Annotated in this window: 24 protein-coding genes; 10 read left to right on the forward strand and 14 right to left on the reverse strand. The window is 63.2% G+C overall.

What is annotated here, in order from left to right:
• Nucleotides 1-75: 75 nt before the first annotated feature.
• A complete protein-coding gene (hemA, locus tag QQK18_RS02165; protein WP_284338628.1) occupies nt 76-1356 on the reverse strand; it encodes a 5-aminolevulinate synthase in 1281 nt (426 codons plus the stop codon).
• Between the two features lie 277 nt (nt 1357-1633).
• Between hemA and QQK18_RS02170 the strand changes: the two genes are divergently transcribed.
• Nucleotides 1634-2374: a phosphotransferase family protein gene (locus QQK18_RS02170; RefSeq protein ID WP_284338629.1), complete on the forward strand. Its 741-nt coding sequence runs from the start codon at nt 1634-1636 to the stop codon at nt 2372-2374.
• Nucleotides 2375-2378: 4 nt separating this feature from the next.
• Here QQK18_RS02170 and QQK18_RS02175 read toward each other — a convergent pair whose 3' ends face one another.
• From QQK18_RS02175 to QQK18_RS02190, 4 genes are all read right to left on the reverse strand, one after another.
• Entirely contained in the window at nt 2379-5510 is a 3132-nt protein-coding gene (locus QQK18_RS02175; RefSeq protein WP_284338630.1) for an efflux RND transporter permease subunit, read from the reverse strand.
• Nucleotides 5511-5513: 3 nt separating this feature from the next.
• A complete protein-coding gene (locus QQK18_RS02180; RefSeq protein WP_284338631.1) occupies nt 5514-6728 on the reverse strand; it encodes an efflux RND transporter periplasmic adaptor subunit in 1215 nt (404 codons plus the stop codon).
• 19 nt (nt 6729-6747) lie between these two features.
• Nucleotides 6748-7227 carry a GbsR/MarR family transcriptional regulator gene (locus QQK18_RS02185; protein WP_284338632.1) on the reverse strand — a complete coding sequence of 160 codons (480 nt, stop codon included), beginning with the start codon at nt 7225-7227 and terminating at the stop codon, nt 6748-6750.
• A 106-nt stretch (nt 7228-7333) separates the two neighbouring features.
• Entirely contained in the window at nt 7334-7735 is a 402-nt protein-coding gene (locus tag QQK18_RS02190) for an ArsR/SmtB family transcription factor (RefSeq protein ID WP_284338633.1), read from the reverse strand.
• Here QQK18_RS02190 and QQK18_RS02195 point away from each other — a divergent pair.
• Both QQK18_RS02195 and arsK read left to right on the forward strand, forming a co-directional pair.
• Nucleotides 7734-8237 (forward strand): DUF6428 family protein, encoded by a 504-nt coding sequence (locus QQK18_RS02195; RefSeq protein ID WP_284338634.1) that lies wholly within the window; start codon nt 7734-7736, stop codon nt 8235-8237. The two genes, QQK18_RS02190 and QQK18_RS02195, sit on opposite strands and share 2 nt — an antisense overlap.
• A gap of 29 nt (nt 8238-8266) precedes the next feature.
• Complete coding sequence (arsK, locus tag QQK18_RS02200; RefSeq protein ID WP_284338635.1) at nt 8267-9490, forward strand: arsenite efflux MFS transporter ArsK; 1224 nt, start codon at nt 8267-8269, stop codon at nt 9488-9490.
• A gap of 133 nt (nt 9491-9623) precedes the next feature.
• On the opposite strand, the gene phoB is transcribed toward arsK, so the two are convergent.
• The 7 genes from phoB to QQK18_RS02235 all read right to left on the reverse strand — a co-directional run bounded on the left by phoB (nt 9624) and on the right by QQK18_RS02235 (nt 17432).
• Complete coding sequence (gene phoB, locus QQK18_RS02205; RefSeq protein WP_284338636.1) at nt 9624-10325, reverse strand: phosphate regulon transcriptional regulator PhoB; 702 nt, start codon at nt 10323-10325, stop codon at nt 9624-9626.
• Between the two features lie 28 nt (nt 10326-10353).
• Nucleotides 10354-11064 (reverse strand): phosphate signaling complex protein PhoU, encoded by a 711-nt coding sequence (gene phoU / locus QQK18_RS02210; protein WP_284338637.1) that lies wholly within the window; start codon nt 11062-11064, stop codon nt 10354-10356.
• A 73-nt stretch (nt 11065-11137) separates the two neighbouring features.
• Nucleotides 11138-11962, reverse strand: coding sequence for a phosphate ABC transporter ATP-binding protein PstB (gene pstB, locus QQK18_RS02215; protein ID WP_284338638.1), 825 nt, complete (start codon nt 11960-11962; stop codon nt 11138-11140).
• 51 nt (nt 11963-12013) lie between these two features.
• The gene (pstA, locus tag QQK18_RS02220; protein ID WP_284338639.1) at nt 12014-13300 is read right to left on the reverse strand and encodes a phosphate ABC transporter permease PstA; all 1287 of its coding nucleotides are present in this window, start codon (nt 13298-13300) and stop codon (nt 12014-12016) included.
• Nucleotides 13301-13307: 7 nt separating this feature from the next.
• Nucleotides 13308-14687: a phosphate ABC transporter permease subunit PstC gene (pstC, locus tag QQK18_RS02225; RefSeq protein WP_284338640.1), complete on the reverse strand. Its 1380-nt coding sequence runs from the start codon at nt 14685-14687 to the stop codon at nt 13308-13310.
• A 73-nt stretch (nt 14688-14760) separates the two neighbouring features.
• Complete coding sequence (locus QQK18_RS02230) at nt 14761-15798, reverse strand: substrate-binding domain-containing protein (protein WP_284338641.1); 1038 nt, start codon at nt 15796-15798, stop codon at nt 14761-14763.
• 302 nt (nt 15799-16100) lie between these two features.
• Nucleotides 16101-17432, reverse strand: a complete 1332-nt coding sequence (locus QQK18_RS02235) for an ATP-binding protein (protein ID WP_284338642.1) — start codon at nt 17430-17432, stop codon at nt 16101-16103.
• Nucleotides 17433-17464: 32 nt separating this feature from the next.
• On the opposite strand from QQK18_RS02235, the gene ppk2 reads away from it, so the two are divergent.
• Nucleotides 17465-18322, forward strand: coding sequence for a polyphosphate kinase 2 (gene ppk2, locus QQK18_RS02240; RefSeq protein WP_284338643.1), 858 nt, complete (start codon nt 17465-17467; stop codon nt 18320-18322).
• A 3-nt stretch (nt 18323-18325) separates the two neighbouring features.
• Here the strand turns inward: ppk2 and QQK18_RS02245 are convergent, their stop codons facing one another.
• Both QQK18_RS02245 and QQK18_RS02250 read right to left on the reverse strand, forming a co-directional pair.
• The gene (locus QQK18_RS02245) at nt 18326-18865 is read right to left on the reverse strand and encodes a GNAT family N-acetyltransferase (protein ID WP_284338644.1); all 540 of its coding nucleotides are present in this window, start codon (nt 18863-18865) and stop codon (nt 18326-18328) included.
• A gap of 199 nt (nt 18866-19064) precedes the next feature.
• Nucleotides 19065-19937 carry a MurR/RpiR family transcriptional regulator gene (locus QQK18_RS02250; RefSeq protein ID WP_284338645.1) on the reverse strand — a complete coding sequence of 291 codons (873 nt, stop codon included), beginning with the start codon at nt 19935-19937 and terminating at the stop codon, nt 19065-19067.
• Nucleotides 19938-20027: 90 nt separating this feature from the next.
• Between QQK18_RS02250 and QQK18_RS02255 the strand changes: the two genes are divergently transcribed.
• The 6 genes from QQK18_RS02255 (at nt 20028) to QQK18_RS02280 (ending at nt 26099) form a co-directional block, all read left to right on the forward strand.
• Complete coding sequence (locus QQK18_RS02255) at nt 20028-20798, forward strand: N-formylglutamate amidohydrolase (protein WP_284338646.1); 771 nt, start codon at nt 20028-20030, stop codon at nt 20796-20798.
• Between the two features lie 85 nt (nt 20799-20883).
• Nucleotides 20884-22374 carry an amino acid permease gene (locus QQK18_RS02260; RefSeq protein ID WP_284338647.1) on the forward strand — a complete coding sequence of 497 codons (1491 nt, stop codon included), beginning with the start codon at nt 20884-20886 and terminating at the stop codon, nt 22372-22374.
• 60 nt (nt 22375-22434) lie between these two features.
• Nucleotides 22435-23799, forward strand: a complete 1365-nt coding sequence (locus QQK18_RS02265; RefSeq protein ID WP_284338648.1) for a glutamine synthetase family protein — start codon at nt 22435-22437, stop codon at nt 23797-23799.
• A 50-nt stretch (nt 23800-23849) separates the two neighbouring features.
• Nucleotides 23850-24302: a helix-turn-helix domain-containing protein gene (locus QQK18_RS02270; protein ID WP_284338649.1), complete on the forward strand. Its 453-nt coding sequence runs from the start codon at nt 23850-23852 to the stop codon at nt 24300-24302.
• Nucleotides 24292-24708, forward strand: coding sequence for a type II toxin-antitoxin system VapC family toxin (locus tag QQK18_RS02275; protein ID WP_284338650.1), 417 nt, complete (start codon nt 24292-24294; stop codon nt 24706-24708). The genes QQK18_RS02270 and QQK18_RS02275 overlap by 11 nt, the downstream gene beginning before the upstream one ends.
• An 8-nt stretch (nt 24709-24716) precedes the next feature.
• On the forward strand, nt 24717-26099 hold the full coding sequence (locus QQK18_RS02280) for an aldehyde dehydrogenase family protein (RefSeq protein ID WP_284338651.1): 1383 nt from the start codon (nt 24717-24719) through the stop codon (nt 26097-26099).
• The last annotated feature ends 6 nt before the right edge of the window (nt 26100-26105 follow it).

A 26105-nucleotide genomic window follows, 5' to 3' on the forward strand; every position in this document is an offset into this window, starting at 1 on the left:
GGGGTGAGGGGGCCTCCCCGCCTTCGCGTGAATGGCTGAAAGCGTCGCCTCCACCAACGCCTCGTCCGACCGGGGTCAGCCCCCGACTGTTGGCAGGGTCAGGTCCCCGGACGTCAGCTTGCTGGCGGTGATGGCCGCGTCGGCCTTCTCGCGCGGGATTTCGAGGCTGGCCCATACGCTGACGAGCGCGTGACGCAATTCGAAGATCATCTCGTCGGTATGGAGCGGGGTCGGTGTGATGCGCAGCCGCTCGGTGCCCTTGGGCACGGTCGGATAGTTGATCGGCTGGATATAGATGTTGTGCTTGTCCATCAGCATATCGCTGGCGGCCTTGACGAGGCGCGCATCGCTGACGATGAGCGGCACGATGTGGGTCGGCGTTTCCATGACCGGCAGACCCGCGTCGGCCAGGATCGCCTTGGTCAGCCGGGACTGGCGCTGTTGCATCTCGCGCTCGTGGCCGCTCGTCTTCAGGTGCTCGATGGACGTGCGAGCCGCCGCGCAGAGGGCCGGAGGCAGCGCCGTGGTAAAGATGAATTCGGGCGCATAGGAGCGCACGGCATCGACGACCGCCTGATTGGCGGCGATGTAGCCGCCCATGACGCCGAAGGCTTTGGCAAGCGTGCCCTCGATGATGTCGATGCGCTCCATCAGCCCTTCGCGCTCGGCGATACCGCCGCCGCGCGGCCCGTACATTCCCACAGCATGGACTTCGTCGATATAGGTGAGCGCTCCGAACTCCTCGGCGAGATCACAGATCGCGGCGATCGGAGCGATGTCGCCGTCCATCGAATAGACGGATTCGAAGGCGATGAGCTTGGGCCGCTTACGGTCGGTGGCGGCGAGGAGCTCACGCAGATGCGCCACGTCGTTGTGCCGGAAGATGCGCTTCTCCATACCCGACTGACGTACGCCCTGGATCATCGAGGCGTGGTTCAACTGGTCGGAGAAAATGACGCAATCGGGCAGCAGGCGGGCGATGGTCGAGATAGCCGCCTCGTTGGACACGAACCCCGAGGTGAAGACGAGCGCGGCTTCCTTGCGGTGGAGGTCCGCCAGTGAGCGCTCAAGCTCGACCAGCGGCCGGTTGGTGCCCGAGATGTTGCGGGTGCCCCCGGCGCCGACACCGAGCTTGCCGGCAGTCTCCTGCATGGCAGCGATGACCTGATCGTTCTGGCCCATGCCCAGATAGTCATTGGAGCACCAGATGGTGATCTCGCGGGCGTTGTCGGAAGCATCACGGTAGAGGGCCTTCGGGAAGTGGCCCGCGATGCGCTCGAGATCGGCAAAGACGCGATAGCGCTTTTCCTGGCGGAGGGTGTCCACCGCATCTTCGAATATGCCGCGATAGTCCATGAAGTGCCCCTTTCGGCGCGGATCGGATTGTGATCTGCCGAAGCGACCCAACCCTATTCGGCCCACCGGATCCATGACATAGGTCAATTCGCCGCGCGGCGAACCGGTTGTTCATGTGTTCGTGAGCGGGCGCTGAAATTTAGAGTCATCCTAAAGTAGATCGCAGCCGCTGCCAATCCGGTCGGGCCATCGCCGTCCTGCGTCATATCGCGCTGGGTGTGCCGCTTGACAGGCTCGGTGGTTGACTGAGACTCGGGCGACCATCGAGGGGAACGGGATGCATCACCCACGCGGCAACCTGATCGGCTCTGGCAAGGAGGCCGAGGTCTACGAGTTTGGCGACCGGGTGCTCAAGCTCTACCGGGCGGGGCCGCGCAAGGGTTCGGCATTCAGGGAGGCAGCCATCCTTGCCGCCATCGAATCGCTCGACGTGCCGGCGCCGAGGGTCCTCGGCGTCGAGCAGTTCGACGGGCGCTGGGGTGTTATCATGGAGCGGGCAGAGGGACCGGCTTTCGCCGAGGCGGCGCTCAAGGGGGGTGCGGCGCTCGAAACGCACCTGGCGGCAATGGCGCGGCTGCATGCACATATCCACGCGCAACCGGCGCCGGCCCTCGGCGCTCAGCGCGCCATGCTCAGGCGCAACATCTCGAAGACGCCGCTGCTCGACGAGGTCTTGCGCAAGCGGCTGCTCGATGGGCTTGCCGCGCGACCCGACGGGGATCGACTCTGCCACGGCGATTTCCATCCATGGAACATCCTCGGCAACATCGACACGCCGATAGTGGTCGACTGGCTGGACGCCAGCATCGGCGTGCCGGCGGCGGACATCTGTCGCTCCTATGTGCTGATGGCCAACGCACGCCCGGATATCGCCACTGCCTATGTCGACGCCTATCTGGCGGCTACCGGGATCGCGCGGTCGGAGATCGAGGCGTGGGTGCCATACGTTGCGGCGGCACGCCTTGCCGAAGGCGTGCCGGACGAAACGGAGAGATTGCTGGCCCTGGCCCGCCTCTGATCCCTTATTCGGCGGGCGCGCGATGCGCCTCCTCGTCAGGCGCCTTTGGAAGGAAGCGGCCGACGAAGCGGCCGAAGCTGTCGATATAGGTCAGTATCACCGGCACGACGACGAGGGTCAGAGCTGTCGAGCTCAGCAGGCCGCCGATGACCGCGTGGGCCATGGGCGCATTCTGCCCGCTGCCTTCGTGGAGACTCAAAGCCAGGGGCAGCATACCAAAGGTCATGGCCATGGTGGTCATGATGATCGGGCGAAAGCGGGTGGAGCCAGCCTCGACCAGGGCGTCATAGAGGTTCATGCCCTGCTGACGTACGTGCTGATTTGCATTATCGACGAGCAGGATCGCGTTCTTGACCACCAGGCCCATCAGCATGATGAAGCCGATCATCGACATCATGTTGAGCGTCGAGCCGCCGACGAGCAGGCCGAGCACCACGCCGATCAGCGAAAGCGGCAGCGAGACCATGATGGCAATGGGCTGGAGGAAACTCCCGAACTGGCTGGCCAATACCAGATAGATGAATATGACGGCGAGCAGCAGGGCTGATCCAGCGGCAGCGCCGGTTTCGGCCAGGTCCTCAGCCTCGCCACCCTGGCTGATGCTGTAGCCGACGGGCAATTCGATGCTGTCGATGATAGCCTGGATCCGGGGCGTCACATCGCCGAGGTTCACTCCCTCGATGTTGGCGGTGACATTGACCCGGCGGTCGAGATCCTCGCGCTCGATGGTTGCCGGGCCCGTGGCCTGGACGATGCTGGCCACTTGGTCGAGCCGGATCACCGCTTTGGAGCCGCTAGCGCCGCTCTGAACGATGGGAAGGCTGCCCAGCGCGTTGACGTCGTTGCGGGCCCATTCGGGCAAGCGGACGAAGACGCCGAGATTTTCGCCGCTGGGGCTGGTCCAATCGGTCACTTCATCGCCGGCGAGCATGGGGTTCAGAGCCGCGCCCACTTGGGCGAGGCTCACGCCAAGGTCGCTGGCCAGGTCACGGTCGACGCGGACAGCCATGATCGGGGTGGCATCGTCGAGCGAGGACTCGATGTCGATGAGACCATCGATCTCGCTCATGCGCGCGATAAGGTTATCGGCGATGCGGTCGAGCGTGTCGAAGCTGGGACCCGAGATGCCGATTGAGATCGGCGCCGTGGGACCGCCGAAACCGCCCGAGGCGGCAACGGTGTAGGTGGCGCCCGGAATTGAAGTCAACGCCTGGCGGACGGTGATGGCGAACTGCGTAGGCGAGACGTTGCGCTCGGATTCCGGCACCATGCCGACGACAATGTTGGCAGAGTTGTTGCCGCCACGCGAATTGCCAGAATTGACCGTCGCATAAGTCGATTCAACCTCCGGCAGACTGCGCAGCACCTTATCGACCTGACCGATCTTCATGGCCGTATAGTCGAGCGAGGACCCCGAAGGTGTTTCCATCGTCACCTGCACTTCACTGTTGTCGGTGGCCGGGATGAACTCGGCGCCAACCAATGGGAACAGGAAGAAGGTGCCGATAAACGAGGCGATGGCGACAAGCAGTGTGGTCTTGCGCCATTTGAGGCACCAGCGCAGCAACCTGCGATAGCCACCGGCGATCCAGGAGAAGAACCTGTCGAACTGCCCCACCGCCTTGCCGACCGGACCGCGCTTGGCATCGGGATGGGCGGCCGGATCGTACCATACGCTCGACATCATCGGATCGAGTGTGAAGGCGACGAAAAGAGAGATCAGGACGGCGACCGAAACCGTGACGCCGAACTGCAGGAAGAACCGGCCCATGATGCCTTCCATGAACGCTACCGGCAGGAAAACGGCGACGATGGAAAGTGTGGTGGCCAGAACCGCAAGGCCGATCTCGTTGGTGCCATCGAGAGCGGCCTGGCGATGGTTCTTGCCCATATGCAGGTGCCGCATAATGTTTTCGCGTACCACGATGGCATCATCGATGAGGATGCCGACGGCGAGCGAAAGGGCCATCAGCGTCATCATGTTCAGGGTAAAGCCGAAAAACCTGAGGAAGATCATCGTGCTGATGATCGAGATCGGCAGGGTCAGGCCGGTGATGACTGTGGAACGCCAGGAGTTGAGGAACAGGAACACGATGACAACGGCAAGCGAGGCGCCTTCGATCAGCATGTTCTGGACGGCATGGAAACTCTGCTCCACCGGGACGGCGTTGTCGCGCACCACGTCGATTTGCACGCCCTCGGGCAACTCGCCGTCCATCATCTGATCGATGGCAGCATGGATGTCCCGAGCCACTTGAACGGTGTTGGCGCCCTGGGTTTTGATGACGTCTACGGCAAGCGCCCGCTCGCCGTTGAGAAGGGCAAGGCTTTCCTCATCACCCTGGCCATCCTCGAGGGTCGCGACGTCGCGCAGATAGACCGGTTGGCCACCCTGGCGCGAGACGATGATGTCGAGGAAATCCTCGGCGTTCTCCACACGGCCTTCGACCTGGATGGTCTGGACCGTTGCGCCCTGGGTGATGGTGCCGGCCGGCAGGTTCTGGTTTTCCTGGGAAAGCGCGTTCATCACGTCGGAGATGCCGACGTTGAAAGCAGCCAGGCGGTCGGGATCGACGAGGATGTTCAGTTGACGTTCTATGCCGCCGACGGCCGACGCGCTGCCGACGCCAGCGATGTTGGAGAGGCGCGTGACGATCACATCTTCAGTGAGCGTCGTCAGATCGCGGGCCGAAAGCGTATCGGAGGTAACGGCGAGCGAGATGATGGGCAGTTCGCTCGGATCGAACCGCAGGATGGTGGGCGTACCCGCGTTGTCAGGAAGGTTCGCCTCGATCTGGGAGACCTTGTCGCGCACGTCCTGGGCGGCGGTTTCGGACGAGACCTCGAGGTCGAAAATCATCAGCACCATGGCCGAGCCGGACATGGCCGTGGACTGTATGGTGTCGAGGCCGGCGATGGTGTTGACCTGATTTTCGATAGGTTCGACGATGTCGCTCTCGACCGCTTCGGGCGAGGCGCCAGGATAGCTCACAACCACGGCAACGACGGGAAAGTCGACATCGGGCATCTGCTCGATGGGCAGGCGCTGATAGGAATAGAAGCCGAAAACCAGCAACGCCACCATGACCATGGTGGCGAAAACCGGATGGTTGACGCTGATGCGGGTCAGAAACATCGGCTAGCCCTCGACCATCTCGACTTTGTCGCCCGGTTGAAGCTCCGTCAGCGGCACGGTGACGACGACGTCGCCCGCCTCGACCCCGGAGACGACCTCGATGACGCGGCCGCGGTTCCACGCGCCGCCCCGCTCTATCGCCTGGCGCACAGCCTCGCCATCCTCCACCTTGAGGACATAGACGCCCTCGGCATCCTCGCGCAGCGCCGTTGCGGGAACGGACAGCGCGTCCGGCTCTTCAGTGACGGTGATGTGGGCCGTGGCGAACATGCCGCCGCGCAGTGCCCCATCCTCGTTGGAGAGCGTGATGTAGACGGGGATGGTGCGCGTGCCGGAAGCGGCGACCGGATTGACGCGTGAGACGGTGCCTTCGAACTCGCGGCCGGGCAGGCCCTCGACGGTGACGGCAACGGTCTGGCCGGGCCGGATCTGCGCGCTGGCCCCGATGGGCGAGGACGCTTGCAATTCAACCGAACTGAGATCGACGAGAGTGAGGAGAGCTGTCCCCTGCTGGACGGTCTGGCCCGGCTCGACGGTGCGCTCGGAGATCACGCCATCCATCGGCGCGCGCACGGTTGCGTTCTGAAGGTCGATCTCGGCGGCGGCGACCTGCGCTTCGAGGGCGGCGAGATTGGCGCGAAGCGCATCGGCGCTCGACTGGGCCTGCTCGAGACCCGACGAGGCGGTTACGCCGCGCTCGATGAGGTCACGCGTGCGGGCGAGCTGGCTCTTGGCCAGCGCGAGCTGGGCGCGTGTCGCCTCTGCAGTGCTGGTCGCCTGATTGAGCTGAACCTGCAGGGAATCGGTATCGAGCTGGACGAGAACGTCGCCGCTGCTGACCGCATCGCCCGGGCGAGCGAGGACCGCAACGACGCGCGCAAAAACCTGCGAAGAAAGCTGCGTCTGGCGCTGGGGGGCAAGCGAACCGGTAACGCGGACGGTCTCGGCGAGCGTCGTCGGCTCAATTGTCGTGATCTCCGCCTGGTTGAGCTGTTTGACCGGTTCGGCGACCGACTGCTCGACCGGTTCAGGCGCTGGCTGGCGGCTTGTGATCACCACGCCCGCGACAATTGCAAGGACCACAAGGACGAGAACGATCCAGGGCCAGCGCCGGCGACGCGGCGGAAGCCCGGCGGCAATCCGTGCCGCATTATCCTTGTCGCGCTTGCTCTGCGCCCACACGGGTTTGGGACTTTCGACCCTTTTTTCAGTCGTCATGGCGTTTGGACCGCTTGATTCAGGAATTATGTCGGGGGGCGGGTGCAGGCCCGTTCTCGGGGTGGTCGGACCAGTCCTTCAAGCGCTCGGCCATCCGCAAATAGAAATCGGCAAGCTGGTGAACCCGCCGCCTGGTGTCCATGTCGTTCGGGGGGAAAGAGGCTTCTGCCTCCAGCACTTCGGCGCCGATGTTGGCCAGGCGCTCCCCGACCGTCGCCATCATGCGCCGATAGGGGTCTGTACCCAACTCGTAATAATCCTGCCGGTCACCGGCGTGCGAAACCAGCCGGATGACGCCGGAGGTGCGCAGGAGCCGAGCGTTGGTGCTGGCGCTCGCCTTGCTGATCTGCAGCCGCTCGGCCATCTCGCCGAGTGTGAATGGGCGGCCCTCGACGATGAGGAGACCGAGGATACGGCCGGAAATCCGCGTCTGGCCATCCGCCTGAGAAATGACCCCCATGCGCTCGATGAAATTTTCCGCGGCCGACTTGCTGTCCATGCGATGTGCGTTAGCGGCAGAGTCTCGTTCAGTCAACACTGAACGAACTGAATAAACTAAATTTAATGTTTCAGCCGACCTTGTCGAAGCACTTGCACGTTAGTTCCTATCCCGCTTGCTCGTCGGGTGCGCAACAATCTGCCGCAGCCTTGGTGGCTCCGGCAACGACATCGGGATGCCCCTGGCAGCAATCGCGCATGAGGAACTCCACGAGACCGGACAAAGCGTCGAAGTTGGCGGCGTAGATGATGGAGCGCGCCTCACGACGCGACGTCACAAGCCCCGCCCGCTCCAAGTGCGACAGATGAAACGAAGCGCTTGAAGACGAGGCGCCGACGGCATCACCGACGACACCTGCCGGCAGGCCTTGCTCGCCGGCCACGACCAATGATCGCACCATCGACAGCCGCGTCTCTTGCGACAGCGCGGCGAAAGCGGCGAGGGCTTGAAGTTCGTCGAGTTTCATTTCAATATCTCTTGAGATGTTTAAACCAGGATAGCCGGCCATGACTGTCAACGCCACTCCGTTCGATACTTCCTTGGATCAGTTGCTGGCTCACCTCGCGGGTCACGATGCCAAATCTCTAGTCATCGACTATGCGGATCGGCGCATCGCGCCGGGCTATCATATCACCGAAGTCAAGGCTGGATCCTTCGTTGCGCTCGACTGTGGTGGGCAGCCGGACACCTGGCAGGAAACCGTGCTGCAGGTCGAAGACATTCCAGCCAAAGACGGCCAGACCTTCCTTAGCGTCGGCAAGTTCTGCAGCATTCTGGCACAGGTCGATCGCAAGGTGGGGCTCCATTCCGATGCGCGCTTGACCTTCGAAGTGAGCCGTCCGGGCGAAGCGATGCAGGTCTTCGATGTCGCCGGCACGGCAATCGAGAGCGATAAAGCCGTTCTTCGCCTTGCGGCCCGTCCCGCCATCTGCAAACCGCGCCATCGGGCTGCCGTGGCGGAGGCCGCGAGTTGCTGTGCTGCGAACACGTCTGCAGCGTGCTGCGCCTGAGGGACGCCAGCAACAGAGGATACCTCGTCATGACCAGCCGCGTCCCGGCCGCCGCCATTTGGGCGTTGGGCATCACCCAGATCGTCGGTTATGGCACGCTGTACTATTCGTTCAGCGTACTGGCGCCCGCCATCGGCGCGACTTTCAATTGGTCGCCTGAGTGGACGTTCGGGGCGCTTACCATTGCTCTTCTGGCGGGCGGGCTTGTCTCTCCGCTCAGCGGGCACGTGATCGACAGATGGGGTGCCGTCCCAGCCATGACCGCAGGCTCGCTGGCCGTCGGTCTAGCTCTGGTGCTGATGGCCTTTGCGGCGAACGGCTACCTGTTCGCGGCTGCGCTTATCCTCATGGAAGCGGCTTCCACCTTGGTGCTTTATGCGGCAGCCTTCGCCGCTCTCGTGCAGCTAGGCGGCCGAAGTGCGCAACGGAGCATCACGCACCTCACCCTCATCGCCGGCTTCGCCTCGACGATCTTCTGGCCGCTCACCGCAGCCTTGCTGTCGTGGATGGACTGGCGCAGCGTTTACCTGGTCTTTGCGGCATTCAACGTCGTCGTTTGCGCACCCTTGCACCTCTGGCTCGGCAGGATTCCACAGTACATTGCGGAATCCGATCTTGTTGGCACGAACGACAGCGGCGGCAAAGCGAGCGTTCATCTGCCGCAGAGCAGACGCAGCCTCGGTTTCGCTTTGGTTCTCGTGGCATTCGCCCTTCAAGGGGTCCTCATGTCGGCTGTCACGCTCCAGATCGTGCCGCTGCTCACAACCCTGGGCCTTGGAGGCAGTATGGTCCTGATCACCACTGTGTTCGGCCCGGCGCAGGTGCTCTCACGATTGACCAACATGGTCTTTGGCAAGGATTTCCCTGCAACGTCCCTCGCCATCGTCGCCGCCGTCCTATTACCGGCGGGCACAATGCTACTGGCTCTCACGGCACCGTCTACGACTGGCGCTGTGTTGTTCGCCCTGTTGTTCGGACTGGGCTCGGGCCTCACCAGCATCGTTTCGGGATCTTTGCCGCTCCAGTTGTTCGGTCGCGAACGCTATGGCACGCGTCTTGGCTGGTTGTCCTCCGCCCGGCAAATCGCATCAGCCGTCGCGCCATTCGCAATGGCGGTCGTCATGGGTTTGGTCGGCGTACCGTTGTCGTTGTGGGTAGTGGTCGCGATCGGCGCGGTACCGATCGTGGTGTTTGCGTGGGTTGCGGCAATGACACGATCCGAGGTGCCGGGCGCTATCCCCAAGATCGCGTGAGACATCCATCTATTCGATCAGCTTGCCTCGGCTTTGAGGGCGACGGCTCGCCGGCACTCGCGGGGCAGGTCCGGTTTCATCGATTGACTGCCGGTCGTCAGCAGGCCGACGCGGACACTGCCATCACCGGGGTTTAGCCGACCTTGTCGAAGCGCTCGTCGAACGCGTAGCCGGCGCCGCGCACGGTGCGGATGGGATCGGCGGCGCGGCCGCGGTTGATCGCCTTCCGCAGGCGCCCGACATGGACGTCTACCGTGCGCTCGTCGACATAGACGTCGTTGCCCCAAACGCCATCGAGAAGCTGCTCGCGTGAATAGACACGGCCGGGGTGGCGCATGAGATACTCGAGCAGGCGATATTCGGTGGGGCCCAGATGCACTTCGCGTCCGGAGCGGCGTACACGGTGGCTGGTGCGATCCAGCTCGAGGTCGCCGGCCTTGAGGATCGAGGTGACGAGCTGGGGGCTGGAGCGACGCAGCAGTGCGTGCACGCGCGCCAGCAGTTCGGGCAGCGAGAAGGGCTTGACCACATAGTCGTCGGCGCCGGTCGCAAGGCCCCGGATGCGCTCCTCCTCCTCACCACGGGCGGTGATCATGATGATCGGCACGCGGGCGGTCTCCTCGCGGGCGCGCCAGCGCCGGCAGAGCTCGATGCCCGACAGGCCCGGCAGCATCCAGTCGAGCAGGATGAGATCGGGAACAGTCTCCTGGAGAATCTCGGCGGCCTCGTCGCCGCTTTCGGCCGTCAGTACGCGGAAGCCTTCGGCTTCGAGATTGTAGCGCATGAGGACGGACAGGTCCGCCTCGTCCTCAACCACAAGAATGGTAGCTGGCATCGGTCTCTACCTGGTCTTTAAGGTATTGTCAGGCCTTGAGCTGGGTGCGCTGCAGTTCCTTGACGTCTTCGGATAGCTGCTTGCCGGTTTCCAGATAATAGGCGCGTTCGGCAATGTTGGTGGCATGGTCGCCGATGCGCTCGAGGCTCTTGGCGCAGAACAGCAGATGCGTGCAGGGCGTGATATTGCGCGGATCCTCCATCATGTAGGTGAGGAGCTCGCGGAACAGCGAGTTGTACATGGCGTCGACCTCGTCGTCGCGATTGCACACCTCGATGGCGGCGGCCGCATTGCGGTTGGCGTAGGCGTCGAGCGCGTCCTTCAATTGGCTCTGGACCCGGTTGGTCATGTTCTTGACGCCATTGTAGAACTGCGGCTGCAGGCTCAGATTCTCGATCTTGAGGGAGCGGCGGGCGAGTTGCTTGGCCATGTCGCCCACGCGCTCCAGGTCGCTCGCCACATGGATGGCTGTGACGATGGCCCTGAGGTCGGAGGCCATGGGCTGGCGGCGGGCGATCATCGAGACGGCCATGTCGTCGATCTTGCGCTGCATGTCGTCGATGCGCTTGTCGGCGATGACGGTGACGTCGGCCAGTTCGCGGTCGAGCTTCAGCAGCGCGCGCGTGCCGTTCTCGATGGCGACCTCGACCTGACCGCCCATCTCGGCAATCGTCTGGGCAAGGTTGGTGAGCTCTTCGTTGTAGGAGGTGACGATGTGTTCACTGGGGTTGGTGGTCATGGCCGGTTCCTAGAAATCCTCGTTTGACGACGTGAGGTCGAGCGTCTGCTGCGACCGCATGCGTCAGTGGCTGTCAGCCGATACGGCCCATGATGTAGTCCTGGGTCTGCTTGTTGACCGGATTGGTGAAGATCTGCTCGGTCGGACCTTCTTCGATCAGGTTGCCCAGGTGGAAGAATGCAGTCTTCTGGGACACCCGCGCCGCCTGCTGCATGGAATGGGTGACGATGACGATGGTGAAGTTCTCGCGCAGTTCGTCGATCAGTTCCTCGATGACGGCCGTGGCGATGGGGTCGAGCGCCGAGCAGGGTTCGTCCATCAGGAGCACCTCGGGCTGCGTGGCGATGGCGCGCGCGATGCAGAGCCGCTGCTGCTGTCCACCGGACAGGCCCGTGCCGGGCTCGTTGAGACGATCCTTGACCTCCTCGAACAGGCCCGCCCTCCTCAGCGAGGAGACGACGACCTCATCGAGCTCACTCTTCGAGTGCACCATGCCGTGGATCTTGGGACCGTAAGCAACATTTTCGTAGATCGACTTGGGGAACGGGTTGGGCTTCTGGAACACCATGCCAACGCGGGCGCGCAGCTCCACGACGTCAAGAGACGGATCGTAAATGTCATCGTCATCGAGGGTAATTCTGCCCTCGACGCGGCACCCCTCGATCGTGTCGTTCATGCGATTGAGACAGCGCAGGAACGTCGACTTGCCACAGCCCGAGGGGCCGATGAGCGAGGTCACGCGATTGCGCTCGATCTCGAGGCTCACCCCATGCAGGGCCTCCTTGGCCCCGTAGAAGACCTTTACGGTATCGCCCTTCATCGCCACTCCTGCGGAGACGGTCGGCACCGACGGGTTCTCAACGAGTGTCGAACCTTTGCTTTCAGTCATGGCGTTCATCTTTCACAGTCCATGTTTGGCGGCAGCCGCCTGGTTTCCAATCATATCGCGCTACCAGCGCCGCTCCAGCCGCTGGCGCAGGAATACGGCAATGGCATTCATGATCAGCAGGAAGCCGAGTAGCACCAGAATACCGGCCGACGTGCGTGCAACAAAGCCGCGTTCGGGGCTGTCGGCCCAGATATAAATCTGCGTCGGCAGCGCGGTCGAGGCGTCCATGATGCCGCCCGGAGGGCTGGTGATGAAGGCGTTCATGCCAATCAGCAGAAGTGGCGCGGTCTCGCCGAGGGCCTGTGCCAACCCGATAATGGTGCCGGTCAGGATTCCGGGCAGGGACAGCGGCAGCACGTGGTGCAGGATGACCTGCTGGGGAGAAGCTCCCATGCCGTAGGCTGCCTCGCGGATGGAGGGCGGCACGGCCTTCAAGGCATTGCGGGTGACAATGATGATTGTCGGCAGCGTCATCAGAGCGAGTACCATGCCACCGACCAGGGGAGCGGAGCGCGGCAAGCCAAAAATCTGGATGAAGACGGCAAGACCGAGAAGTCCGAAGACGATCGAAGGGACCGCCGCCAGATTGTTGATGTTGACCTCGATCAGATCCGTCCAGCGGTTCTTGGGTGCAAACTCTTCGAGGTAGGTCGCCGCGGCGATGCCGACGGGGAAGCTGATCAGGAAGCAGACGAGAAGCGCGTAGAACGAACCGGTGATGGCGCCGGCAAGGCCGGCGAGTTCAGGAAAGCGGCTATCGGCGTTGAAAAAGAGCCCCCAGTTGAACGGAGTCGAGACCCGACCTTCCTCGACCAGGGCATCGAACCAGGCGATCTGCTGGTCCGTGACGCGCCGATTCTGTTCGGGTGTAGCCCGGCGGACTACGCCCTTGTTCAACTGGTCGAAGATATCGGACGCGGGCACTTCGAGCGTCAGCGCGCCGCCGATGACCGACGGATTGGCCACGACTGCATTGCGGACAATAAACTGGGTGTTGTTAGTGAGAATCTGATCCATCGCGCGCTGCTGGGCCGGGCTCTCGGCCGGCGGCAGCAGGGCTGCGAGCCCTTCGCGCACCACGTTGCGATAGTTGCCTTCGCTGGGATTCTCCGGATCGACGTTCTCGGTTGAGATCGGAAATTGGATCCGGATGTGGGTTTGCACGAAGGCCTGGTAGCCGCCGATGGCGAGCGTGAGAATGAGAATGCCGAGCAGACCGATCGCGATGCTGATGGCGCCGATGCCATAGAGGCGCAGGCGCGTGTCGGCGGCATTGCGGCGGCGGCGGCGCGCTTGCGCCTCATCCGAGGTTATGGACGCCGATATTGACTGAACTGCTTCGGACATTCTGGCCTCAGTCGTACTGTTCGCGGTACTTGCGAACGATGGTGAGCGCGATAACGTTCAGGCCGAGCGTGACGAGGAACAGCACGAGGCCCAGAGCGAAGGCGGCGAGCGTTTTGGGGTTGTCGAACGAGGTATCGCCGATAAGGAGCGTGACGATCTGAACGGTCACGGTGGTGACCGAGTCGAGCGGATTGATGTTGAGCGAGGCGATGAGACCGGCGGCCATGACGACGATCATCGTCTCGCCGATGGCGCGGCTCAGTGCCAGCAGAATGCCACCCATGATGCCCGGAAGGGCGGAGGGCAGCAGGACTTTGGTCATGGTCTCGGCGCGGGTGGCGCCCATCGCCAGTGATCCGTCGCGCATGGTGCGCGGCACGGCGCGCAGCGCATCGTCGGACAGCGAGGAGATGAAGGGGATGATCATAATGCCCATCACCCCGCCGGCGGCGAGCGCGCTGTTGGGCGAGGTCGCGATGCCCATCAGGCTGCCGGCATTGCGGATCGCCGGAGCGACGGTCAGGACCGCAAAGAAGCCGTAGACGACGGTGGGAACGCCCGCGAGGATCTCCATGATCGGCTTGACGGTCGAACGGACGCGCTCGGAGGCGTATTCGACGAGATAGATGGCGGTGAAGAGGCCGATCGGAACGGCAACCGCCATGGCGATCGTGGCGATCACCAGGGTACCGAGGAAGACGGGCACGGCGCCGAACGCTCCCTGGCCTGCGACCTGGTCAGCGCGGATGGCGATCTGCGGCTCCCAGCGCAGCCCGAAGAAGAACTCGTGCGGCGGCACGAGGAGGAAGAACTCGAACGATTCATAGAGCAGGGAAACAATGATGCCGACGGTCGTCAGAATCGCGACGACCGAGCAGAACACCATCAGGACCATCATGAAGCGCTCGACCCCGTTGCGCGCGCGGAACCGGGGCGACAGGCGGCTACGCGCCACGAACAGCGCCAACAGCATCACTGCGACAGCCACCACGACCATCGCCCAGCCAGCTATCGCCTGCCAGCGATTGAGGGTCTCGGCCGCCGCCGCGATTTCGGGTGAGGGTTCGGCGAATATGCGACCGGCTGCAACGTTCTTGATTTCGGAGAGGATGAGGCTGCGCTGAGCGGACGTCACTCCCTCGGTGACCGCGGCCGGCAGAGACTGGAACAGAAGGCCGTCGATGACGGATCCCTGGAAGAGGAGCCACAGGAGCACCAGAACGAAGGCCGGAACACCGACCCAGACGGCGACGAATGCGCCGTGGTAGCCGGGCAGCGAGTGGGTGGTCACACCCTCGGTGGTGACGAAGCGGTTGCCTGCGGCACGGCCGACGAAGAAGGCCACGATCGAAAAGATCACGATTGCCAGAAAGAGATAGCCGACCACGGTGCGAGCCCCAGATTACGAGGAAACCGATAAGAGGAGCCGGGCAAACCCGGCTCCTCGATGACAGGGAGCCCTAGCTGGGATCTTCCATCGGCGTTGCGTTGGCGACGGCCTCGCGGGTGGCGTCGCGCTCTTCCGCCGGGAGCGGGATCAGGCCACGCTCGGAGAGGTATCCACCCTCGCCAAACGACTCTTCCGAGACGTATTCAGAGACGAACTCCTCGAGGCCAGGAATGACGCCACGGTGCGCGTTCTTGATGTAGAAGAACAGCGGACGCGAGACGCCGTAGGAGCCATCGGCAATGGTCTCCGGGCTCGGCTCGACACCGTCGATGGCGACGGGCTTCAGGGTATCGGAGTTCTCGTAGAGGAACGAGTAGCCGAAGATACCGAGAGCGTTCGCGTCGGCATTGAGGCGCTGAACGATGAGGTTGTCGTTCTCGCCGGCCTCGATGAATGGGCCGTCCTGGCGCATCCGCGAGCAGGTTTCTTCCATCGCATCCTCATCGAGGGCGGCGATGGCTTCGAACTCCTCGCAGCCCTCGAGCATGACGAGTTCCACGAAGGCGTCGCGGGTACCGGAGGTCGGCGGGGGGCCGAAGACGGTGATGGCAGCGTCTGGGAGCGACGGATCGATCTCGGACCAGTTCGTGTAGGGATTGTCGACGATCTCGCCGTCGACCTCGACCTGGGCGGCGAGCGCCTGGAAGAGCTGAGCCTTGGTCAGGGTAAGATCCGGACCCTGCTGGGAGTGAGCGACCGACAGGCCGTCATAGCCGATGAGAACCTCGGTGACCGAATCGACGCCGTTCTGCTGGCAAAGCTCGAACTCGGACGCCTTCATGGCGCGCGAAGCACCGGTGATATCCGGATGGTCCGGGCCGACACCGCCGCAGAAGATCTGCATGCCGCCGCCCGTGCCGGTCGATTCCACCACCGGAGCCGTCCCGCCGGTCATGGCCGAGAACTGTTCGGAAACGGCCTGGGTGTAGGGGAAGACCGTGGAGGACCCGACGATGCGGATCTGGTCGCGCGACTGTGCATAGGCGGCGTTGGCGCCGAGCGCAGTAAGCGCCACTGCGGCCACGCCGGTGAGAAGTGCAAGTTTCATGATGGTTCCCTTTCGGAGATCGGTGAGGCCGCGCGCCCCAAAAAAAGCAACCGCGACCCAGAGACCGGGATCCCCCGCCCCCTGTTTACGTGGGGCACCCTATGGCCTGCTCTTTAGGGTTTTATGTCAGTTCCATTACAGTTTTGCGACGACCTAAGTTCTGGAATTACCGCGTATTTTTCCAGTTTAAACTCAATATTAGTCAGTCGTGCTGCCGTAAAAGCAGCCATGCCGGCAACGGCTGTGACGAGGGAGAACGAGCGCCGGGATATATAGACGTTTCCGGTCAAACATCCGGCCGTCTAGCGCGGCAGCAGCACCTCGATGCGCATGCCCTCGCCTGGACGCGAGCGGATAGTCATCAAGCCGCGATGGCGAGTGATGATGTGCTTGACGATAGCGAGGCCGAGACCGGTGCCTTTCTTCTTGCGGCTCGACTCGGCGTCGACCCGGTAGAAGCGCTCAGTCAGGCGCGGCACGTGCTCCTCGGCCACTCCGGGTCCGAAATCGGTCACCGTGACGAGATGTGCGTAGCCCGGGCGGCTGGCAAGTGCGAGGGAGACTTCGACCTTGCCTCCCGAAGCGCCGTACTTGACGGCGTTGTCGATGAGGTTCTCGAAGACCTCGTAGAGCTGCTCTCGGTCGCCAGTCAAAATGGCGGTCTCGGCCTCGATGTCGAGGGCGATTTCGACCGAGGCGTCGCGGGCGTGGGTCTGCAGACCCTCGCAGACCTGGCGCAGGAGGAGGACAAGATCGATCTCGCCGGTCGGGCGCATATGCTGGTGCATCTCGATGCGCGAGAGCGAGAGCAGGTCCTCGATAAGCTTGGCCATGCGCTCGGCCTGGCCGCGCATGATACCGAGGAACTTCTCACGCACGGCCGCATCCTTGGCGGCGGGACCCTGCAGCGTCTCGATGAAGCCCAGAAGCGAGGCCAGTGGTGTGCGCAGTTCATGGCTGGCATTGGCGATGAAATCGGTGCGCATGGCATCGACGCGCTTCAATTCGGTCAGGCTCTGGAAGGTGACGACGAGGCGGCGCCCGTCGTCGCCGACCCAGCCCCGTCCGGGCGTGCGCAGAGGGGCGACGACGACCTTGGTCCAGGTCTCGGACGGCACCGTCTCGTGCAGCTCGATAGTCTGGGTGGTGGCGGTTTCGCCAGCCCGCTCGATGGCGCGCACGAAATCAGGATTGCGCAGCGAAAAGGTGATGGGATTGCCCGAGGCGGTCGCCGGGAACTGCCGCGCGGCGGACGGATTGCGATGGACGACGACGGCGCGCCGGTCGAGGATGAGGCATGGATCGGCCAGAGCATCGGCGAAAGCGAAGATGTCGGGCTCTCCACCTCTGGCGCCGCTAAGGATCGCGCTCTGCGAGACCTCGGATCGGAAGGGGAGTGCGGCCGCCACGAAAGCGGCGGCGAGAAAGATGAATGCCGCGATGATGAGCGGCAGGGTCTCGACCCAGACGAGAACGGCAAGTGCCAAAAAAGCAGCAGCAAGGAGACCGACGCGCAGACCGGCCCGGCGCACGACCTGCAGCGCTGCGACAAGGTTCGTCGTTTCGGATTGAGGAGCGTCCATGGATACCCGGCAGATCAAGAAGCGGCGGCCTTGCCCGGCCGGCGCGTTCATAGCACGTTGCGCGGGATATGGGAGAGACGAGAATGAACGATCCGCTCAGGCATTTCGATATCGAGAACCCGGAACTGCCCAAGGATATCAAGAAGGCGGCAATGACGTCGGGCGGATATCCGTACGAGGAAAAGCTCGATGCCGATCGATACAAGAAGGAGATGCACAAGCTGCAAAAGCAGCTCGTGCTGCTGCAAGCGCATGTGGCGCGCACGGACGAGCGGATCGCCATCGTCTTCGAGGGGCGGGATGCCGCCGGCAAGGGCGGCACGATCAAGCGGTACCTGGAGCACCTCAACCCGCGCTACAACCTCAGCGCGGCGCTTCCCAAGCCCAACAGCCGCGAGGCCACGCAATGGTATTTCCAGCGCTATGTCGACTGGCTGCCGGCCGGCGGCGAGCAGGTACTCTTCGACCGCTCCTGGTATAACCGGGCGGGCGTCGAGCCGGTCATGGGGTTTTGCACACGAGAGCAGACCGAGCATTTCCTCGAGGAAGCGCCATTTTTCGAGGGGCGGTTGACCAAGGACGGTATTCGCCTGTTCAAATTCTGGCTCTCGATCGGACGCGAGATGCAATTGAAGCGTTTCCACGATCGCCGGCACGATCCGTTGAAGACCTGGAAGCTCTCGCCCGTCGATCTCGAAGCGCTCGACAAGTGGGAAGCCTATTCGGCCGCACGCGACGAAATGCTGCGGCGCACCGACAGCGCACATGCGCCGTGGACGGTGCTCTTGACCAATGACAAAAAGCGCGGCCGGCTCAACATGATCCGCCGCGTGCTCTCGCAGATTGATTATGCGGGCAGGGATGAGGCGGCAATCGGCGAGATCGACAGATCGATCGTGATGACCGCACCGCAGTTCCTGGAATGGAACCGGGAGCAGTAGCCCTCACTCGGTTGCCCGCAACCGCGCCATCGCCAGCGCGTCGACATAGCGTCCGTTACGGAACGCGTAGTCGCGATGCGTGCCTTCGATTTCAAAGCCGAACTTGCGGTAAAGCGCGATGGCCGGCGCATTGTCGGCATAGGCGGTCAGCTCGAGGCGACGAATCTGCAGCCAGTTGTCGGCGGCATCGGTGAGGGCCGCCAGCAGCGCCGTGCCGATGCCGCGCCCGGTGAATTCGTCATGCACCGCCATGCCCACATTGGCGACATGCCGGCGCCGTCGCTGGAACCTCTGGAGCCCGGCCGTGCCGACAACGCGATCGTCGAGCAGGGCGACGAGATGGATGTTGTCTTCGGGCATCGACTCGATCTGCCGGCGTGTCATTGCCAGGGATTTGAACGGCAGGCGCAACGTGCCGCTCATGCTGCCGGGCAGATTGGAGAGGGCATTGAGGCCCTCGGCATCCTCGAGCCGCACAGCGCGCAAAACCAATCCCCGCGGTCCGATGCAGGCGGCCGGTCCGTCCTTCTCTATTACTGCCAATAGAACTCTCCTCGCTTGAGCCGGACGGAGGAGAGTTGTCAGATCCAACCCCACCGTTCCGGCGGGGTTGCAGAAAATCGCGCTACCGCTCGACTTCCGCCGACCCCGAACGGGCAAGCGTAAGCATGGTAATCACGGCGGTAGCGGAACGATCGCTCATGACACGATTGAGCCCGGCAGGCTCGAAACTGTCAAGCACCTAACCCTTCTCCAGCGACCCGATGCGCCTGCTCGCCGCCGGCCAGGCGAGCTCGGTCGTGCGCGCGATAATTGCTTCGACGAGGGTAAAGAGGGCGGAATTGGCGTCCCAGGTACTGCCGGTCTCGGTCAAGCAGGGCAGGACGATCTTGGCGTGGCGCGACACCGGGGAAATCCACTCGTCGGTGACCAGCACGGTGAAGGCGCGTCGGCCGGCAAGACTACGGGCGGTCTCGAGCAATTGAGGATCATAGCGGCGCACGTCGAAGATGACCGCGATGTCGCCGGCCCTCACGTCGATCAACTGGTCGGCACGGGTGGCGGTGCGGCCGTCGAGCCGGCGCACGCCCGGGCGAACGAGCCGCAAGTGTGCCTCCATATAGGCGGCGACGGCATCGGTGAAGCGCCCTCCTATCAGATGGCAGCCGCCCCTGCCTTCGGCCAGGCGCGCCGCTAAGGCCTCGAACTCGGAGATGGGGATGCGCGCGGCGGTGGCCGAGAGATTGGCTGCCATGCGCGCCATGTAGCGGTCGAGGTAGTGCAGGTCCCCATCCGCACGGGGTGGCGCGGCCTCCGCCCGCTGCAGAGGCGATTTGGACCGCTCGTCGAGCTCCTCGCGTAGCGCGCGCTGGAAATCGGGATAGGATCGGTAGCCCAACCGGGCAACGAAGCGCAGGACCGTGGCGGAACTGATCCCAGACACCGCGGCGAACTCGGCCACAGGCGCAAAGCCAAGGGTTGGATAGGACCCGAGGAGACCGCGGGCGGCACGCTTCTCGGCTGCGGTAAGCTCCATCATGACGTCGTGGATACGCGCCTCTACGCTTAGGCCATCGAGCGGCACAGCCCTCTCGTCCTCCGCATAGTCTGCCATCATCCCCTCTGAAACGTCAATTTCAGCATTGACAGTTATCGCATTCCCGGAACAACTAGTACACAAGTTAACGCGACGCGGTAGGGGCTCGTGGAAACTCAGGCGGACAAGGCAGTACAGCTGACGAACGCGAACGGGACTTCCCCCTTCGTCCTGGTATGCGACCACGCCTCCAACCGCATCCCCGAACGCTATGGCGACATGGGGCTGACGCCGAGCGAACGGCTAAGCCACATCGCCTGGGATCCCGGCGCACTGGCGGTGAGCCGGGCGTTGTCCGATATCCTCGATGCGCCCCTGGTCGCCTCGACCGTTTCTCGCCTCGTCATCGACTGCAATCGCGACCTGAACGCGCCAGATCTCATCTGGACGCTCTCGGAAGCAACGCGCATCGAAGTCAACGAGAACCTTTCGGCAGAAGAGAGGGCCTATCGGATCGCGCATTTCCACCGGCCATACCACGACGCGATCGACACGCTGATCGAGGCGCGGCGTGATGCGGGCCGCGACACAGTGCTCGTTTGCATGCATTCGTTCACGCCGGTTTATCTGGGCGTTGCACGGCCATGGCCGATCGGGCTCCTGCACGGGCGCGACAGCGGCCTGACCGTTGCGCTGGGTGCAGCGCTGCTGGCCGAGGACCCGACCCTCAACATCGGCTGGAACGAGCCTTACGCGGCGCTCAACGGCGTGACGCTCACTCTCGAGAAACACGGCGATGCCCGCGGTCTGCCGGCCACGATGATCGAAATTCGCAACGACGAAATCCTCGAACCGGCGGGGGTCGCGCTCTGGGCCACCCGCCTTGCCAGAGGCCTCAACACAGCGCGAATGGCGCTGGTCGGGGCGGAGGCGGTATAGAAGGCTTCTGCGATGGGTGATGATGGGACTCATCCACCGCAACTGGCTTTCGCGGAGCAAGGGTCCAACGAGCCAGGGGGTTGAAATGGCAGAGAGCAGGAAAGTCGGCAGCGTCGCCTACGCGGCGCGGGATGCATCGTACTTCGAAAAGCGCGGCCTCATCCGCCACGCCAATGCGTGGCACCTGTGGGCACTGGGGGTCGGCGCCGTCATCTCGGGCCATTTCTCGGGCTGGAACGGTGGCCTGCTGCAAGGCGGGTGGGGCGGCATGCTGATTGCCACCATAATCATCGGCATCATGTACCTCGGCTTGACCTTCTCGATCGCCGAGATGAGCCCGGCGCTGCCGCACACGGGCGCCGCCTATTCGTTCGCGCGCACCGCTATGGGCCCGTGGGGCGGGTTCCTTACCGGGCTTGCCGAGAACGTCGAATACGTGCTGACGCCGGCAGTGATCGTCTTCTTCATCGGCTCCTATCTCACCGGCATCTTCGAGACACCGGATAGTTTCCAGCCAGTCTGGTGGATATTGGCTTACATCGTCTTCGTCGGACTTAACGTCTGGGGCGTTGCGCTGAGCTTCCGCGTAACGCTGATCGTGACGCTGTTGGCGCTGGCGTGCCTCCTCGTCTTCTGGATCTCTGCGATCCCCAACATCGATTTTACGCGCTGGGCACTCAATATCGGCCCAGGCGGAACCGAGTTAGCGGAAGGCAACGGACCGTTCCTGCCCAACGGTATCATGGGGGCATTCGCCGCCCTGCCCTTCGCCGTGTGGCTGTTTCTTGCCATCGAGCAGTTGCCGCTCGCAGCCGAGGAATCCACGGATCCAAAGCGTGACATGCCGCGCGGCATCATCCTGGGATTCCTCACCCTTGTTGTCTCGGCGCTCGCCATCTTGACTCTTAATCCGGCGGTCATTGGCGTCGGCTCGTTCGCCCTCGGGTCTTCCGGCGAGCCGCTGCTGGACGGTTTCCGCGCGGTCTATGGCGACGGGATTGCCAAGGGGTTGGCACTGGTGGCGGTGGTGGGGCTTATCGCCTCATTCCACACCATCATCTTCGCGCAAGGCCGCCAGATCTTCTCGCTCTCGCGTGCCGGCTATTTCCCGACCGTCCTCTCGGAGACCCACGGCACGCGCAAGACGCCGCACATCGCCATGGTGGGCGGCGCTGTTCTCGGGCTCATCGTCATCCTTGCCGTGTGGTTTCTTGCAGGCGAAGAGAGCCGCGGTTCGGTCATCGGCTTCACGCTCCTCAACATGGCGGTGTTCGGGGCGATGCTGAGCTACATCATGCAGGGCATCAGCTTCATCCTCTTGCGGCAGAACCACCCCAATATAGAGCGGCCGTTCCGCAATCCGTTCGGAGTGCCAGGTGCCGCACTGACGGTGGTCATCGCAGCAGTGACGATCTACTTCCAGGTCACAGGGGATCCGGCCTATCGCGCCGGCATCGCGGGCGTGGCGATTTGGTTCGCCGCCTTCACTGCCTATTTCGCCTTCGTCGGACGGCACAAGCTCATCCTCTCGCCTGAAGAGGAATTCGCTCTCGAACACGGCGCGCCGGCCAACTGACTTGCAGGCCGCGGCGGCGACGCCGCGGCCCTCCCAAATGTCTCCACAAGAGGACAGCGCATGGCCGCCGCCTATTCCTTCGACGCGCTCAAAGCCGATGTCGCCGCCGGGACCATCGACACGGTCGTCGCCGCCTTTCCCGACTTGCAGGGACGGCTGATCGGCAAGCGCTTCCAGGCCGAGTTCTTTCTTGAAGGGGCATTCGAGGAGACGCATGGCTGCGATTACCTTCTCGCCAACGACATCGATATGGAACCGGTGCCCGGCTACGCGGTCGCCAACTGGGAGAAGGGCTATGGCGACTTCGTGATGAAGCCGGACCTCTCGACCCTGATGAAGGCGACCTGGCTCGAGGGAACGGCAATCGTTCTTTGCGACGTTCTTGACCACCATCATCACCGCCCGGTTGCGCATTCGCCACGCGCAGTGCTCAAGGCCCAGCTCGCCCGGCTCGACAGCCTGGGCCTGACGGCCAATTTCGCCTCCGAGCTCGAATTCTACCTCTTCGACGAGGGCTACCGCTCGATCCACGACAAGGGCTACCGGGATCTGACGACCGCCGGCTACTACATCCAGGACTACCACGTCTTCCAGACGACGAAGGAAGAAGGGATGATGCGGGCGGTGCGCCGGCAACTGCAGGCCTCGGGCATTCCCGTCGAGAACTCCAAAGGGGAGTGGGGACCGGGCCAGGAAGAGGTCAACGTACGCTATGCCGATGCGCTGACGATGGCCGACCGGCATGTGGTGCTGAAGAACGCGGTCAAGGAGATCGCGCATTTGCAGGGCAAGGCTGTGACCTTCATGGCCAAGTGGGACTACGGGCTCGCCGGCTCCTCGAGCCATATCCACATGTCTCTGGCGCGAAACGGGGCCAACGCGTTCGTCGACGAGAGCGATGAACTGGGCATGTCGGACATGATGAAGCGCTACGTGGCGGGGCTTCTGAAGTACGCGCCGGACGTCACCGTGTTCCTTGCCCCCTACATCAACTCCTACAAGCGCTTCCAGGCCGGCACCTTCGCACCGACCAAGACCATCTGGAGCCGCGACAACCGCACGGCGGGCTTCCGGCTTTGCGGCGAGAACACCAAGGGGGTGAGGATCGAGTGCCGGATCGGGGGTGCAGACCTCAACCCTTACCTGGCCTTTGCCGGGCTGATCGCAGCGGGATTGAGGGGAATCGAGGAAGAGCTGGCGCTCGGCGCCCCCTATTCCGGCGATGCCTATCAGGGCGAAGATCTGCCCGAGATCCCCAAGACCCTGCGCGAGGCCATAATGGCGCTCGACAAGTCGGCGATGCTGCGGACGGCGATGGGCGACGGGGTGGTCGATCATTACCTGCATACGGCGCGCTGGGAACAGGCCGAATACGACCGGCGGGTGACCGATTGGGAACTCAAGCGTGGGTTCGAGCGGTACTAGTATTGCAACACAACAGTTGTGATGCTATCTCCACAACAATGGAGGTAGCGATGCCGAACACAACGCTGAAGGTCGACAAGGCCTGGTTCGAGGCACAAATGAAAGAACAGGGTCTTTCGCTGAGGGCGCTTGCCGCCAAGATCGATATGGATCCCAGCGCACTTTCCCGCTCACTCAATGCACAAAGAAAGCTATCCTCCCAGGACATTAGGAGTCTGGCGAGAGCATTCGGCAAGACACCCGGTGATGTTCTGGAGCATATCGACGTGGCGGAAGCCACGCCAGTTGTCACGCATTCGAACACGACCGCAGGATTTGGGGAAATGCAGCAACGCCGATTCGCGCCGAAAGCTGAGAGCAAGGCAGGAGAGCCGGGAGCCGGTCAGGAAGTGCCTGCGCGCCACCCGATCTGGGGAGTTTGGAAGGGATTGGTAACCCTGGATCCTAACCACGACTATACCCAGCCCGCTGACACGGACTGGGGCAAAGTCTATGAGGACTAGATTTCTGATCGATACCTGCGCCGTGATTTGGATGGCGCAGGATCAGCCGGTAGCAGATACAGCGCGCGAGCAGATCGGTGATGCGCTCTCCAATGGCGACGGCATCAGCATCTCGCCTATCACCGCCTGGGAAATCGGACTTCTCAGCCGTCGCGGGCGCCTGAACGCAGCGCTGTCGCCGCATAGCCTGTTTGAGCGACTGACAAGTCTCGTGGGGGTGCGGGTCGAACCGCTGGTACCGTCCATCCTGATCGATTCTTCGTTCCTGCCGGGTGAATTCCACAACGATCCCGCCGACCGGATCATCGTCGCAACGGCACGCGCGCTAGAACTTACCATCGTGACGCGCGACCGTGCCATTCTTGACTATGCGCGGCAAGGCCATGTCCTTGCCCTGGCTTGCTAGGAGCTTCCATGGCCGAGTCGGTCAGAATCGTTTCACCCGTCGACGGCCGGGTCTATGCCGAGCGGCCGCTGGCTCCAGCCGCCGAGATCGAGGCTGCGTTAACGAGGGCGCGCTATGCGCGGCTGTCGTGGGGCGAGGTGACGATCGCCGAGCGCGCCAAGATCATCAGCCATTTTGTCGATGCGCTTCTCGAGATGAACCACGAGATCGTGCCGGAGCTCGCCTGGCAGATGGGCCGGCCGATCCGCTATGGCGGCGAGAAGCGCGGCGTCGAGGAGCGGGCGCGCTACATGATATCGATCGCACAAGAGGCGCTGGCGCCGAGCGCAAAACCCGGCAAGGAAGGGTTGGTACGCTACATCGCGCGCGAGCCGCTGGGCACGGTGATGGTCATCGCGCCATGGAACTACCCGTACCTGACGGCGGTCAACTCCATCGTGCCGGGGTTGATGGCGGGCAATGCGGTGATCCTCAAGCATGCGAGCCAGACGCTGCTTGCCGGCGAAAGGTTCGCTATGGCGGCGGCGCAGGCGGGACTGCCGGAGGGGCTCTTCCAGAACCTGGTGCTGGGGCATGAGGATGCGGAAAAGCTCATCGGCTCGGGCGCCATCGACCACATCCAGTTCACCGGGTCGGTCGAAGGCGGGCGGCGGATCGAGAAAGCGGCGGCGGGAACGTTCGCAACACTCGGCCTCGAACTCGGCGGCAAGGATCCGGCCTATGTCCGCGCGGATGCCGAACTCGCATCGACAGTCGAAAATCTCGTCGACGGCTCGTTCTTCAATTCCGGGCAGAGCTGCTGCGGGATCGAGCGCATCTATGTGGATGACGCCGTTTATGCCGACTTCGTCGAGCGGTTCGTCGAGACGGCCAAGGGATGGACGCTGGGCAATCCGCTCGACCCGGAGACGGTGGTCGGGCCAATGGCGCGGGCGAGCTTTGCCGATCATGTGCGCGGCCAGACTCTCGAAGCCCTGCGCAAGGGGGCGACGGCGCACCTCAACACCAAGCACGACCTCGACGAGGACTCCTCGCCCTATCTCGCCCCGGAAGTGTTGACGGGCGTCAACCACCAGATGAGCGTCATGCGCGAGGAGAGCTTCGGGCCGATCGTCGGCATCATGAAGGTTTCTGGTGACGAGGAAGCGATCACGCTGATGAACGACAGCCCCTATGGGCTGACCGCCTCGATCTGGACTGCCGACCTCGACATGGCGGCGCGGATCGGGGCGCGGGTCGAGACCGGAACGGTCTTTGCGAACCGCTGCGACTATCTCGATCCGGCCCTCGTTTGGACCGGGGTTAAAGACACCGGCAAAGGCGGGGGCCTCAGCGAAATCGGCTATCACAACCTTACGCAGCCTAAGTCGTTTCACCTAAAGGGAATATGAGGGCGG

Origin of the sequence: Devosia nitrariae, assembly GCF_030160115.1 — a bacterium.
In the GTDB taxonomy this organism is placed as follows: Bacteria; Pseudomonadota; Alphaproteobacteria; order Rhizobiales; family Devosiaceae; genus Devosia; species Devosia nitrariae.